The sequence below is a fragment of the Kitasatospora sp. NPDC023385 genome (genome assembly GCF_055664045.1).
In genome coordinates, this window is sequence record NZ_JBVOOL010000001.1 from 1 (window position 1) to 12,929 (window position 12,929).

Genomic DNA, 12,929 nt, shown 5'->3' on the forward strand with positions numbered 1-12,929 from the left:
CACTAATCCACCCGAAGGCTTCATCGTTCGACTTGCATGTGTTAAGCACGCCGCCAGCGTTCGTCCTGAGCCAGGATCAAACTCTCCGTGAATGTTATCCGGTAATCCGGAGACACCCGCGTCGAGCGGCACGGCAACCCCCGGAATAAGGCGGCCCCGCGCACTGCGTCCTCGCTAGTGTTTTACTTCAAAAGGAATCTCCAACCCCGATCAGACGATCGAGGCCGGGGATGTCAACATATCTGGCGTTGACTTTTGGCACGCTGTTGAGTTCTCAAGGAACGGACGCTTCCTTCGGACCGCCTTCCAGCGGAACCTCCGGGCTTCGTTCTTTCGTGTTCCCAGCTTATCAGATGTTTTCCGCTCCGTTTTCCGGAGTTTCATTCATCGGATTTGCTTTCCGCTTTGCCGCCCCGGTCTCCCGCGGCGACTCCGGAACTGTACGGGGACGGGCCCGCCACATGCAAATCGCCCCTGCCCGGGCTTCCGGGCAGGGGCGATTGGCTGTTCGAGCACCGTCAGGCGCGGCCCATCTCCTCGGCGATGGCGGCCGCGAAGGCGTCGATGTCGGCCTCCGTGGTGTCGAAGGCACACATCCAGCGCACTTCACCGGTGTGCTCGTTCCAGAAGTAGAAGCGGTAACGCTTCTGCAGTCGCTCGCTCACCTCACGCGGGAGGATCGCGAAGACGGCGTTCGCCTGGGCAGGCCGGACCACCTCGACGCCGTCGATCTTCCGGACCGCGGCTTCCAGGCGGCCGGCCATGGCGTTGGCGTGGCCGGCGTTGCGCAGGTAGAGGTCGCCGGAAAGCAGCGCCTCGAACTGGACCGACACGAAGCGCATCTTCGAGGCCAGCTGCATCGAGGTCTTGCGCAGGTACTTGATGTTGCGCACCCGCTCCGGGTTGAGCACCACCACGACCTCGCCGAACAGCAGGCCGTTCTTCGTCCCGCCGAAGGACAGCACGTCGACGCCCACGTCCGTGGTGAAGGCGCGCAGCGGCTCGCCGAGGGAGGCGGCGGCGTTGGCCAGGCGGGAGCCGTCCACGTGGACGAGCATGCCCAGCTGGTGGGCGTGCTCGGTGATCGCGCGGATCTCCTCGGCGGTGTAGAGGGTGCCGAGCTCGGTGCTCTGGGTGATGGAGACCGCGAGCGGCTGCGCGCGGTGCTCGTCCCCGTAGCCCCAGGCCTGCTGGTCGAGCAGTTCGGGGGTGAGCTTGCCGTCCGGGGTCGGGATGGTGAGCAGCTTGATGCCGCCCATCTTCTCCGGGGCGCCGCCCTCGTCCACGTGGATGTGGGCGGTTTCGGCGCAGACCACGGCGCCCCAGCGCGGGAGCAGCGACTGGAGGGCGACCACGTTGGCGCCGGTGCCGTTGAAGACGGGGTAGGCCTCCGCCTTGTCGCCGAAGTGGCGGCGGAAGACGTCCTGGAGGTGGGCCGTGTAGTCGTCCTCGCCGTAGGCGACCTGGTGGCCGCCGTTGGCGAGGGCTATCGCGGCGAGGACCTCCGGGTGCACGCCGGCGTAGTTGTCGCTGGCGAAGCCGCGGACGGCGGGGTCGTGCCGCCGTACCGCGTCCGTACGGGTGAGGTCGGTCATTGGGCTGTCAGCCACAGGTGCTGTCCGTTCAGTTCTGCTGCGGGGCGGTCCCAGAGGCCCGCCAGGTGGTCGGCGAGGTCGGCGGTGTCGGTGAAGCCGGCGAACTTCGCCTCCGGCTTCTCGGCCCGCATTTCGGGGCTGACCAGCGCCTTGATCACCAGGATCGCAGCCGCCGCGGTGGGCTCGCCGTCGGGGGCGGTGGTCTCCTTCTTGAAGGAGTCGGCCATCGCGAGGGTCCAGGCTTCGGTGGCGGCCTTGGCGGCCGCGTAGGCGGCGCCGCCGGCGGTCGGCTTGTGCGCGGCCGCGGCGGAGATCATCGCGTAGCGGCCTGCGGGGCTGCGGACCAGCGCGGGCTGGAAGGCCAGCGACGTGTGCTGGAGGGTGCGCACGACGGTGTCGTGCAGGAAGTCCCAGTCGTCCAGCCGGCTGTCGAAGAAGGTCTTGCTGCCGCGCCAGCCGCCGACGAGGTGGAACAGGCCGTCGACGTGGCCGTGCTCGGACTCCAGGTGGTCGGCCCAGTCGTGGACCTCCTGCGGGTCGAGCAGGTCGATGACCTGGCCGCTGACCTTGGCTCCGCGTACCGCCACCCGGGTGGCGTCCAGCGCGGACTCCAGGCGCTGGGGGTCGATGTCGGCGCCGATCACGGTGGCGCCGTCGGCGGCGAGGCGCCGCAGCACCGCGCGGCCGGCCGGGCCGCTGGCTCCGGCGACGGCGACGACCTTGCCGGCGAGCGGGGCGTTGGTGGGGGTGGTCACGCGGCAGCTCCCTGGGTACCGACGCCGGTGATGCCGGCGGTGGCGGCGATGACGCCGCCGAGCTTCTTGGACAGGGCCTCGTAGAACATGCTCAGCGGGAACTCGTCCGGGAGCACGGCGTCGCACAGGGCCTTGTTGAGGGCCTTGCCCTCGGTGGTGTCGAGCGGCAGGGCGTCGGGGCCCTTGGCCCAGGTGGACGCCGGGTGCGGGGTGAGGTAGCGGGAGACCAGCTGGTAGGCGGCGATCCAGTGGGCCGGCTTGGGCCGGTCGATGCCGTCGCGGTACAGGGTCTCGATCTCGCCGCAGAGTGCGTTGGTGACCTGCGGGGCGCGCTCCCAGTCGATGGTGAGGCGGTTGTCGCGCCAGCGCAGCGCGTCGTGCTTGTGCAGGTAGGCGAAGAGCAGCTGACCGCCGAGGCCGTCGTAGTTGCGCACGCGGTCACCGGTGACCGGGAAGCGGAACAGGCGGTCGAAGAGGATCGCGTACTGGACGTCGCGGGCGTGCGGGTTGCCCTCGGTCTCCAGCTTCACCGCCTCCTTGAAGGTGGTGAGGTCGCAGCGCAGCTCCTCCAGGCCGTACATCCAGAACGGGCTGCGCTGCTTGATCATGAAGGGGTCGAACGGCAGGTCGCCGTGGCTGTGGGTGCGGTCGTGGACCAGGTCCCACAGGACGAAGGTCTCCTGCGCGCGCTGCTGGTCCTGCAGCAGGCCCTCGGCGTCGGCCGGGATCTGCAGGCCGAGCTGCCGGACGGCGCTGGTGGAGACGGCGCGGAAGCGGGCGGCCTCGCGGTCGCAGAAGATGCCGCCCCAGGTGAAACGTTCCGGCGCCTTGCGCACGGAGACCGTCTCGGGGAAGAGGACCGCGGAGTTGGTGTCGTAGCCGGCGGTGAAGTCCGTGAAGGTGATCGGCACGAACATCGGGTTGTCGAAGCGGGTGCGCTCCAGCTCGGCCAGCCAGTCGGGCCACACGACGCTCAGCAGGACGGCTTCCAGGTTGCGGTCCGGGTTGCCGTTCTGGGTGTACATCGGGAAGACGACCAGGTGCTCCAGGCCGTCCTCGCGCTGCTCGGCGGGCTGAAAGGCGAGCAGCGAGTCCAGGAAGTCGGGCTCGCGGTAGCCGGTGTCGGCCCACTTGGCGAGGTCGGCGTCGACGGCGGCCAGGTAGGCGGCGTCATGCGGGAAGTGCGGAGCGAGCTCCTCCACGGCGGCGCGGACGGTGGCGACCAGCGGGTCGACGGTGTGCCGCTGGACGGCGGCCAGGTCGATCGAGCCGTCCTTGGACTGCAGCGGGCGCAGCGCCTCGACGGCTTCCTTCAGCCGCAGCCAGGCCGGGTGGCCGGCGAGGGGCGAGACCGGTGCGTCGGCCGCCGCAGCGAGCCTTGGCGAAAGATTCTGCATCGTGGACTCACTTCGACAGGAGTTATTTCAACGGGGACACCATAAGTACGAAAGGTTCTCCCGTTCAAGGGGGTCCAGACGGGCAAAGCTGCGGTGAGTCGCCGCTCCGGCCCGAAAACCTGCGCCGGGAGACCGGTTGTCCGGCATGTGGACAGTGATCTGGATGTTCTGGACAGATGCGCTGTTGTGATGCGAACCTCCCCGCATGCTCCCGGCGGTGATCACGGTGGCCGTACGCCACGACAGCCCGTTCCGGGCGCCCTCCCGTCGGCATGCCGACTCCCGCTGTCGCGCGCGCGGGCTCTGCTGCCGCTGTCGCCGTCGTCGCCGCTGCTGCTGATCCGGGCCCGTACGCCGACCATGCCGTGTGTGTTCCGGCGCCGCCACCGGGGGGAAGTGAGCCGCCAGGGCCCGGCCCGCCCGGCTCGCTGCCGCGCCCTCCCGCACTTCCCGTCCCTGCCCTGGTCCTTCCTCCTCCCTGGAGCCCCGCATGATCCTCCGCAAACCGTCCGCCGTACTGTCCCTCGCCGCGCTGGTCGCCGCCGCGGCCGCCCTCAGCGCGTGCGCGCCGCAGGGCGCCACGTCCGACGCGGCCTCCGGCGCCCCGGGTGCGGGCGGTACGGCGGCGGGCTGCGCGCCGGGCGCGCTGGCGACGCGCACGGCCGGGACGCTGACCATCGGCACCGACAAGCCGGCGTACGACCCGTGGTTCTCCGAGGACAAGCCCGAGAACGGCAAGGGATTCGAGTCCGCCGTGGCCTTCGCGGTGGCGGAGAAGCTGGGCTACCCGAAGGACAAGGTCACCTGGGTGGTCGCGCCGTTCGGCAAGGCGACCGCACCCGGCGCCAAGGACTTCGACTTCGACCTCAACCAGGTGTCGATCAGCGACGAGCGCAAGCAGGCCGTGGACTTCTCCTCCGGCTACTACGACGTGCGCCAGGCCGTCATCGCACTGAAGAACTCCAAGGCCGCGGGCGCCAAGAGCATCGCCGACCTCAAGGGCGCCAAACTCGGCGCGCAGGTCGGCACCACCAGCCTGGACACCATCACCAACACCATCAAGCCGAGCAGCCAGCCGGCCGTCTTCGACTCCAACGACCTGGCCAAGGCCGCGCTGAAGAACGGCCAGATCGAGGCCCTGGTGGTGGACCTGCCGACGGCCTTCTACATCACCGGCGCCGAAGTGCCCGAGGCCCAGGTGGTCGGCCAGTTCGAGGCCACCGCGCAGGGCGAGCAGTTCGGTCTGGTGCTGGACAAGGGCTCCAGGCTGACCGGCTGCGTGTCGCAGGCCGTGGACGCGCTCCGGGCGGACGGCACGCTGGCGAAGCTGGAGAAGCAGTGGCTCTCCGACGCGGTGTCGGCACCGGTGCTGAAGTGAACGCTGAACTGAGCGCCGACCCGGGCCCCGGCGTGAGCAGTGAGATCAGTGGGACGGCCGGCGCGGAGGTGACCGGCGGCGCCACAACCGGCGGTGCCACGACAGCCGACGCGGCGACGGCCGGGGCGGCGCGGCTCGTCAAGTCGGCCCCCGAGGACGACGGCTACCGCCCTTCCGAGCGGCGGCTCGCGCACGAGGCGTACCGGCGCGCCCGGGCCCGCCGCTCGGCGCTGATCGCGACCGCGTCCACCCTGGCGACGGCCGCCGTGCTCTACCTGCTGGTCGTCAACTCCCCCGGCTGGCAGGTGACTCGGCACACGTTCTTCAACCTCGCGTACGCCCGCCAGGCGCTTCCCGAGGTGCTGAAGGGGCTTCGGCTCAACCTGCAGCTGATGCTCGGCTGCGGGGTGCTCATCCTGGCGTTCGGCCTGCTTCTCGCGGTGCTGCGGACACTGCGCGGGCCGGTGTTCCTGCCGGTGCGGCTGCTGGCCACCGCGTACGTGGACTTCTTCCTCGGGCTCCCGATGATCATCTGCCTGCTGGTGATGATCACCGGCGTGCCGGCGCTGCGGCTGACCGGGGTGACCACCGACCCGCTGCTGCTGGGCGGGGCCGCGCTGGTGCTGACGTACTCGGCGTACGTGTCGGAGGTGTTCCGCTCCGGCATCGAGTCGGTGCACCCGAGCCAGCGGGCCGCGGCGCGCTCGCTGGGACTGACCAACGCGCAGGCGATGCGGTACGTGGTGCTGCCGCAGGCCGTCCGGCGGGTGGTGCCGCCGCTGCTGAACAACCTGGTGAGCCTGCAGAAGGACACCGGACTGGTCTCGATCGGCGGCGCGATCGACGCGGTGTACGCGGCGAAGATCATCGCGGCCCGGTCCTTCAACTTCACGCCGTACCTGCTGGCGGGTCTGGTGTTCATCGTGCTGACCATCCCGCTGACCCGGTTCGCCGACTGGCTGACCACGCGGATGAACCGTCGGCAGTTCCAGGGAGGTGCGGTGTGACGGCGGAGGTGCTCCGGCTGGAGTCGGTACGCAAGACCTTCGGCACCCAGGTGGTGCTGCGGAACGTGGATCTCGCCGTGCCCGAGCACTCGGTGACGGCGCTGATCGGGGCGTCCGGCTCCGGGAAGTCCACGCTGATGCGGTGCGTCAACCTGCTGGAGGGCATCGACGACGGCGCGATCATCCTGGACGGCGAGGAGATCACCGATCCCCGCGCGGACGAGGACGCCGTGCGGCGACGGATCGGGGTGGTGTTCCAGTCCTACAACCTGTTCCCGCACATGACGGTGCTGGAGAACATCACGCTCGCGCCGCGCCGGGTCCACGGGGTCGCGCGGGCCGAGGCTGAAGCGCGGGCGCTGGAACTGCTCGACCGGCTCGGGCTCGCGGCCAAGGCGAAGGAGTACCCGGACCGGCTCTCCGGCGGCCAGCAGCAGCGCGTCGCCATCGTGCGGGCGCTGGCCACCGGGCCGCGGCTGCTGCTCCTGGACGAGATCACCGCGGCGCTCGACCCGGTGCTCGTCGGGGAGGTGCTCTCGGTGGTGCGGGACCTCAAGGAGCAGGGCATGACGATGGTCATCTCCACCCACGAGATGGGCTTCGCCCGTGAGGTCGCCGACCAGGTCTGCTTCCTGGACGACGGGGTGGTGCTCGAACAGGGGCCGCCGGAGCAGGTGTTCGGTGATCCGCGGGAGGACCGGACCCGGCAGTTCCTCAGCCGGGTGGTCGCCTCGGGGCGGCTCCAGGGCTGAGCCGGCGGCGACGGCCGACCGGCGTGCGGCCAGGACTTCACCACGGCGGGCGCAACCGTACGCCCCCGTACGCGCCTGGCCCCACCCGGTGGACTGCGGTGATCGTGGACCGGACGACTGTCACCGCGGCCGGGGCGGCGAACAGATGACAGAGGACAGCTGACAGATTTCATCATCTGTCTTCTGTCCGCTGACCGCTGTTCGTTGTTCGCCGTCCTCCGTCGCCCACCGCCCCGGGAGGCCGCCGTTGCACGGACCCACCCTGGTCAACTGGCTCCTCGCCGTCCTCACCGCCGCCGTCGGCGCCGCCTGTCTGGGCAGACTGCGCCGGTCCTCCTGCGCCCCCGTCGGCCCGAACCGTCCGCTCGCCCGGGAGTCCGACGCCGCCGAGGCCCTGATGGGGCTCGGCATGGCGGCGATGGCCGTCACCGGCGCGACCGTCCCGGCCGCCGTCTGGGCCGCGCTGTTCGGCCTTCCCGCCGCCGCATTCCTGCTGGCCGCCGTCCACGCCCCCGCCGGCCGGGCCCACCGGCTGCACCACGCGGTCGGCGCGGTCGCCATGACGTACGCGGCCCTCGCGATGGCGGCGGCCCCCGGCCACCCGCACCACCACGCCACCGGTCAGGGTCTGCCGCTGCTGACCGGCTCGCTCCTCCTCTACTTCGGCGCGTACACCCTCCGGGCCGGCAGCCGCCTGCTGCACACTCCAGCCGGCACCCTCGCGGTCGGCACCGCCGGGCTGCCGCAGGCCTGCCGACTCACCATGGGCATCGGCATGTTCGCCATGCTTCTCACCATGTGACGCGCCCAGCCGCGCTTCCAGCCGCGCGCCAAAGCCCCGAAAGGGCCCCGCAAGCCTCCTCAGGTCCCCGCTCACTCCCCCGCTCGCACCCCGGCAACGCCCCGCAACACCCCGGCGGGCGCGTGGCGTTGGTCACTGGCCGGTCGAAAGCCGTTCCACCGGGCGTCGCCAGCGCATAGGTTGGCGGGGAGCGCGCTGTCGCGTTCCGTGCGTACTCGGGGAGCCCATGCGATGCCTGCCCTGATCGGCCTGCTGCTGCTCGGACTGCTGCTCTCGACCCTCGCGCCCCGGCTGCTGGCCCGGGCCCGCTGGGTGGAGCGCGAACCGGTGCTGGCGCTGCTGGTGTGGCAGTGCCTCGTGGTCGCAGTGCTGCTGTGCTGCGCACTGGGGCTGGTACTGGCCGGCTCCGCCGCCCTGCCGGAGCTGCGCGCGCTGGTCTTCTCGGGCGCGCCGCACGGGGTGGAGGCGGCGTACGAGCTGCAGGACGCCGAGGGCTGGGGCCGGCTGTGCGCCGCGGTGTTGGCGGCGGGCGGGGTGCAGACGGTGCTGGCGCTCACCCGCGAGGTCTGGACGGCGAAGGCGCTGCGCCACCGGCGTCACGCCCAACTGACGAGCCGCGCGCCGGAGTTGCCGGAGTCCATCGAGAGCGCCCGGAGCCGCCGGGAGCGGCTGGTGGTATTGGAGAACGTCCGGCCCGAGGCGTGGTCGCTGCCCGGCCCCGACTCCCGCCTGGTGGTCACCACCGGCGCCCTCCAGCAACTGACCGATCGGGAGCTGGCGGCCGTCCTGAGCCATGAGCGCGGCCACGTCCGGGCCCGGCACCACTGGTTGCAGCAGTTCGCGCAGGCGCTCGCCTCGGGCTTCCCCGGTGTGGGCGTGTTCAGCGCCTTCCGGGACCAGGTGGCCGAACTGGTCGAGCTGGCGGCGGACGACCGGGCCGCCCGCCGGCACGGTCGGCACACCACCGCCCTCGCCCTGGCCGAACTCAACCTGGACCGCGGGGTGTTCGGCTCCTGCCCGCCCGGCCTGGCGCAGTCCCCGAAGCGGGTGGACCGGCTGCTCGCGGGCCGTCCTCGGCTCACCGTCCCGCACCGGCTGCGCCTCACCGCCGCGGCCCTCGCCGCGCCCACCGCGGTCGTCCTGCTGGCTGTCGCCCCGGGGCTGCGCTCGCTCATCTGAGCCGAACGCCCAGGGGTCGACGGGGACTTGACGCCCAGTCAGCCCCCCCCCCAGCCAGCCCGACAGCCCCAGCCAGCCCGACCCGAGTCGGTCAATTCGACGACGGCGCTCAGCAGGCCGGGCCGAGCTCGCCGCCGAGGGTCAGCTCCAGCACCTCGCGGTGGAGTGGCCTGGCCTGCTCGTAGCGCTCGTGGCCCGCCTCGGTCAGGGTGAGGACGATGCCCCGCCGGTCACTCTCGCACATCGCCCGGGTGACCAGCCCGGCCTTCTCCAGGCGGGCGATCAGCCGGGAGAGCGCGCTCTGGCTGAGGTGGACGGTGGGGGCCAGTTCGCTCACCCGCACCGCGTGTTCACCGACGGCCGCGCACCCCTCGACGAGGCGCTCCAGCACCTCGAACTCGCTCATTCCCAGCCCGAACTTGTCGCCCAGTTCGCGGTCGAGCAGGCAGGCGGCCGCGGCGTGCCGGGCCAGCAGCTCGCGCCATTGCGCGACGAGACCGGCCTCCACCGAGGGTTCGAGTTCAGCCACGCGGCCATGCTAGCACATGCACTGTAAATTATTGCGTTCGCATCTAATTCATTTGCATTGGATGCACATGCATGTACTGTCCTCTCCATGACCACCGCGACCGTCACGTCACCCGACGCCTCGTCAACCAGCGGGCTGCACTGGACACCCCGCCTCTGGGGCACCCTGATCGTGCTCTGCGCCGCCATGTTCCTGGACGCCCTGGACGTCTCCATGGTGGGCGTCGCCCTCCCGTCCATAGGCTCCGAGCTGCACCTGTCCACCTCCACCCTGCAGTGGGTGGTCTCCGGCTACGTCCTCGGCTACGGCGGCCTGCTGCTGCTCGGCGGCCGCGCCGCCGACCTGCTCGGCCGCCGCCGGGTCTTCCTCGTCGCCCTGGCCGTCTTCGCGGCCGCCTCGCTGCTCGGCGGCCTCGTCGACGACGGCGGACTGCTGATCGCGGCCCGCTTCCTCAAGGGCGTCAGCGCCGCCTTCACCGCCCCGGCCGGCCTTTCGATCATCACCACGACCTTCGCCGAGGGCCCGGCCCGCAACCGGGCACTGTCCATCTACACCACCTGCGGCGCCAGCGGCTTCTCGCTCGGCCTGGTGCTGAGCGGCCTGCTCACCTCGGTCGGCTGGCGCTGGACCTTCCTGATGCCCGTCCCGGTCGCGCTGCTCGCCCTGACCTTCGCGATCCGCCTGCTCCCCCGCCGGGCGGAGGATCCCGCCAAGGGCGGCTACGACATCCTGGGCGCGATCACCGGCACCGCGACCGTGCTGCTGCTGGTGTACACCGTCACCGAGGCACAGGGCGCCGGCTGGCTGAGCCTGCGCACCCTCGGCTCGCTGGCCGTGGTCGCCGCACTGGCCGCCGCCTTCCTCGTGATCGAGAGCCGCACCGCCCACCCGCTGGTCCGACTCGGCATCTTCCGCAACGGCTCGGTCGCCCGGGCCAACCTCGTCGCCTTCGCGATGACCGGCGCGTACGGCGGCTTCCAGTTCGTGGTCACGCTCTACCTGCAGCACCTGCTCGGCTGGTCGGCCCTGCAGATGGCCCTCGGACTGCTGCCGGCCGGTGCGTTCATCGCCCTCTCGGCGCCGTTCATGGGCCCGATCGTCGACCGCTTCGGCACCGGGCGGCTGCTGCCACTCGGCCTCGCCGCCCTGGTCGGCGCCTTCGCCCTCTTCCTGCGGCTGGACGAGCACAGCTCCTACGTGGCCCTGGTGCTGCCCTCGATGCTGCTGCTCGGCGTCGGCTTCGCGCTCGCCTTCCCGTCGGTGAACATCGCCGCCACCGACGGCGTCGCCGACGAGGAACAGGGCCTGGCCTCGGGCCTGGTGAACACCGCGATCCAGGTCGGCACCGCGGTGGTGCTGGCCGGGGCGACCGCGATGATCACGGCCGGCAGTGCGGGCGGCGACAGCCCGCAGGCACAGCTGGACGGATACCGGCCCGCGTTGGTGTTCGTCGCGGCGGTCGCGCTGGTCGGCCTGGTGGTCGCGGCGGCGGGGGCCCTGGTGGACCGGCGCCGGAACGCAGTCCCCGCATCGGTGCCCGATTATGATTACCAGTCAGCCGGCTCGATGACGACCCGAACCGAAGTCCTCATCGAACGCTGACCCTTGGGCCCCGCCCGGGGCCGACCCCCGGCCTCCGGGCAATGGCGCCGGCTCCACCAAACCCCCGTGTTGGTGGAGCCGGCCGTCTTCGTACCGGTCCGCCCGGGCGGCGCCCGTCGTGGCACGGTTCCACGGTGCGGCTGTCGGCTCCGCAAGTATATTGGCTCGGAGTCAACGAACATTCGGAGCAGTCACGATGGCACCTCGCGGGGATTCGGTCAATGAGGAGATGCGGCAACGCTCCCGCCGACGCATCATGCGGGCCACCATCGAACTGGTTGACCAGCACGGTTACGCGGGCACCACACTGAGCGACATCGCCGAGCAGGCCGGCCTCGCCCGCGGCCTGCTCTCGTACTACTTCGACGGCAAACGACTGCTGATGCAGTCCGCGACGCACCGGTTGATGCACCAGGCACTGGCCGGTGCGCTGGCGGAACTCGCCCCCGGCACCACCCCCGCGGCCCGGCTCGCCCGCGCCATCGACGCCGTCCTCGGACTGGCCCTGGACCACCCCCGGGTGATGCGCTCACACCTCGCGCTGATCCTCGACCCGGACGCCGGCTCCTTCGTCCAGGACCCGGAGCAGCAGCAACTCGGCGCCATCCTCCAGGGCCTGCTGCGCGAGTGGGGCGCACCCGACCCGGTCGCCGAGCACGCGGTGCTGCGCAGCGCGCTGATGGGCGGCTGCATCGGCGTACTGCTGCCGGGCGCCGAGATCCCGCTGGCGCCGATCCGCGCCGACCTCTTCCGCCGCTACGACCTGGCCTGGCACCTCGGCAGCCCGCCGCAGCCGAACCCGCCGGAACGCGAAAGGCCGCCGGCCCGCGGTTGACGGCGGGCGGCCGGCCAGTGGTGGCGTGCGAGTGGCAGCCTGGCTGTGGCAACTCGGCTGCGGCGGACTGCTAGTGGCGCAACCCGCCTGTCACGAGAGACGCACCCGACGGGCCCCGAGAGACGCACTCCACGGGCCCCGGGCGGCAGCGGCTCAGCGTTCCTTGAGGATCGAGGCCAGCAGGTCCACGGTGCGCTCCGGCGTGAGGCTGTCCACGCAGAGCCGCTCCATGACCTGGATGTAGGCGTCGACGTCGTCCCGCTTGTCCAGATAGAGCGCGCTGGTGAGCTGCTCCAGGTACACCACGTCCGCGAGGTCCTGCTCCGGGAAGCGCAGGATCGTGAACGCCCCGGACTCGCCCGCGTGCGCGCCGAACCGGAACGGCATGACCTGGATCACCACGTTGGCCTGCTCGGCCACGTCGATCAGGTACTGCACCTGACCGCGCATCACCTTGGGGCCGCCGACCGGCCGGCGCAGCGCCGCCTCGTCGATGACCGCCCACAGGCGCGGGCTGCCGCCCTCGGCCAGCAGCTTCTGGCGGCGCAGCCGGAGGCTGACCCGCCGCTCGACCTCCTCCTCGCTGATGACCGGCCGACTCTGGCCGAAAACCGCCCGTGCGTACTCCTCGGACTGCAGCAGCCCCGGGATGAACTGCACCTCGTACGTGCGGATCAGCTGGGCGGCCTCCTCGAGGCCGACGTAGGTCTGGAACCAGCCCGGCAGCACGTCGTTGAAGCTGTGCCACCAACCGGACTTGTTGGCCTCGCGGACCAGGCCGAGCAGGGCTTCACGCTCGATGCCGTCGTCGACGCCGTACAGGCTGAGCAGGTCGGCGACGTCGCGCTCCTTGAAGCTGACGCGGCCGAGTTCCATGCGGCTGATCTTCGACTCGGAGGCCCGGATCGCGTAGCCCGCGTCCTCGCGGGTGATGCCACGCGCCTCACGTAGGCGACGCAGCTGAGAGCCGAGGAGGATCCGGCGGACCATCGAGCCGCCGCCCGGCTGAACTGTGGTCATGCGGTCGAAACCTCCACCTAGGGCAAACAGCGCACAGTCTGCCATCAGTTGAGCGCTCACGGTGCCGATACTGACGGA

General features: G+C 71.2%; 12 protein-coding genes and 1 rRNA gene. 7 read left to right on the forward strand and 6 right to left on the reverse strand.

What is annotated here, in order from left to right; genetic code table 11:
* From AC0B61_RS00005 to AC0B61_RS00020, 4 genes are all read right to left on the reverse strand, one after another.
* A 16S ribosomal RNA gene (locus tag AC0B61_RS00005) occupies positions 1–92 on the reverse strand; the annotation flags it as partial.
* 426 nt (positions 93–518) lie between these two features.
* Positions 519–1,595, reverse strand: coding sequence for a threonine aldolase family protein (locus tag AC0B61_RS00010; protein WP_471738812.1), 1,077 nt, complete (start codon positions 1,593–1,595; stop codon positions 519–521).
* The gene (locus tag AC0B61_RS00015; RefSeq protein ID WP_471738276.1) at positions 1,592–2,350 is read right to left on the reverse strand and encodes an SDR family NAD(P)-dependent oxidoreductase; all 759 of its coding nucleotides are present in this window, start codon (positions 2,348–2,350) and stop codon (positions 1,592–1,594) included. Before AC0B61_RS00015 ends, AC0B61_RS00010 begins: the two co-directional genes overlap by 4 nt.
* Complete coding sequence (locus AC0B61_RS00020; protein ID WP_471738277.1) at positions 2,347–3,747, reverse strand: DUF6421 family protein; 1,401 nt, start codon at positions 3,745–3,747, stop codon at positions 2,347–2,349. Before AC0B61_RS00020 ends, AC0B61_RS00015 begins: the two co-directional genes overlap by 4 nt.
* 490 nt (positions 3,748–4,237) lie before the next feature.
* Between AC0B61_RS00020 and AC0B61_RS00025 the strand changes: the two genes are divergently transcribed.
* The 5 genes from AC0B61_RS00025 (at position 4,238) to AC0B61_RS00045 (ending at position 8,865) form a co-directional block, all read left to right on the forward strand.
* Positions 4,238–5,125 (forward strand): ABC transporter substrate-binding protein, encoded by an 888-nt coding sequence (locus AC0B61_RS00025; RefSeq protein WP_471738278.1) that lies wholly within the window; start codon positions 4,238–4,240, stop codon positions 5,123–5,125.
* Complete coding sequence (locus AC0B61_RS00030; protein ID WP_471738279.1) at positions 5,122–6,132, forward strand: amino acid ABC transporter permease; 1,011 nt, start codon at positions 5,122–5,124, stop codon at positions 6,130–6,132. The genes AC0B61_RS00025 and AC0B61_RS00030 overlap by 4 nt, the downstream gene beginning before the upstream one ends.
* Positions 6,129–6,884: an amino acid ABC transporter ATP-binding protein gene (locus tag AC0B61_RS00035; protein ID WP_471738280.1), complete on the forward strand. Its 756-nt coding sequence runs from the start codon at positions 6,129–6,131 to the stop codon at positions 6,882–6,884. Before AC0B61_RS00030 ends, AC0B61_RS00035 begins: the two co-directional genes overlap by 4 nt.
* Positions 6,885–7,131: 247 nt before the next feature.
* Positions 7,132–7,686 carry a DUF5134 domain-containing protein gene (locus tag AC0B61_RS00040; protein WP_471738281.1) on the forward strand — a complete coding sequence of 185 codons (555 nt, stop codon included), beginning with the start codon at positions 7,132–7,134 and terminating at the stop codon, positions 7,684–7,686.
* A gap of 231 nt (positions 7,687–7,917) precedes the next feature.
* The gene (locus AC0B61_RS00045; RefSeq protein ID WP_471738282.1) at positions 7,918–8,865 is read left to right on the forward strand and encodes a M56 family metallopeptidase; all 948 of its coding nucleotides are present in this window, start codon (positions 7,918–7,920) and stop codon (positions 8,863–8,865) included.
* Positions 8,866–8,974: 109 nt separating this feature from the next.
* Here AC0B61_RS00045 and AC0B61_RS00050 read toward each other — a convergent pair whose 3' ends face one another.
* Positions 8,975–9,394, reverse strand: coding sequence for a MarR family winged helix-turn-helix transcriptional regulator (locus AC0B61_RS00050; protein WP_471738283.1), 420 nt, complete (start codon positions 9,392–9,394; stop codon positions 8,975–8,977).
* A gap of 87 nt (positions 9,395–9,481) precedes the next feature.
* On the opposite strand from AC0B61_RS00050, the gene AC0B61_RS00055 reads away from it, so the two are divergent.
* Both AC0B61_RS00055 and AC0B61_RS00060 read left to right on the forward strand, forming a co-directional pair.
* A complete protein-coding gene (locus tag AC0B61_RS00055; RefSeq protein ID WP_471738284.1) occupies positions 9,482–10,996 on the forward strand; it encodes an MFS transporter in 1,515 nt (504 codons plus the stop codon).
* Positions 10,997–11,225: 229 nt separating this feature from the next.
* Complete coding sequence (locus AC0B61_RS00060; RefSeq protein ID WP_471738285.1) at positions 11,226–11,831, forward strand: TetR/AcrR family transcriptional regulator; 606 nt, start codon at positions 11,226–11,228, stop codon at positions 11,829–11,831.
* Positions 11,832–11,984: 153 nt separating this feature from the next.
* On the opposite strand, the gene AC0B61_RS00065 is transcribed toward AC0B61_RS00060, so the two are convergent.
* Positions 11,985–12,851 (reverse strand): helix-turn-helix domain-containing protein, encoded by an 867-nt coding sequence (locus tag AC0B61_RS00065; protein WP_471738286.1) that lies wholly within the window; start codon positions 12,849–12,851, stop codon positions 11,985–11,987.
* Positions 12,852–12,929 lie beyond the last annotated feature (78 nt).

Coding starts and splice junctions, on each gene's coding strand:
- AC0B61_RS00055 (WP_471738284.1), top strand. CDS start 9,482: ATGACCACCGCGACCGTCACGTCACCCGACGCCTCGTCAACCAGCGGG.
- AC0B61_RS00065 (WP_471738286.1), bottom strand. CDS start 12,851: ATGACCACAGTTCAGCCGGGCGGCGGCTCGATGGTCCGCCGGATCCTC.
- AC0B61_RS00045 (WP_471738282.1), top strand. CDS start 7,918: ATGCCTGCCCTGATCGGCCTGCTGCTGCTCGGACTGCTGCTCTCGACC.
- AC0B61_RS00010 (WP_471738812.1), bottom strand. CDS start 1,595: ATGACCGACCTCACCCGTACGGACGCGGTACGGCGGCACGACCCCGCC.
- AC0B61_RS00020 (WP_471738277.1), bottom strand. CDS start 3,747: ATGCAGAATCTTTCGCCAAGGCTCGCTGCGGCGGCCGACGCACCGGTC.
- AC0B61_RS00025 (WP_471738278.1), top strand. CDS start 4,238: ATGATCCTCCGCAAACCGTCCGCCGTACTGTCCCTCGCCGCGCTGGTC.
- AC0B61_RS00060 (WP_471738285.1), top strand. CDS start 11,226: ATGCGGCAACGCTCCCGCCGACGCATCATGCGGGCCACCATCGAACTG.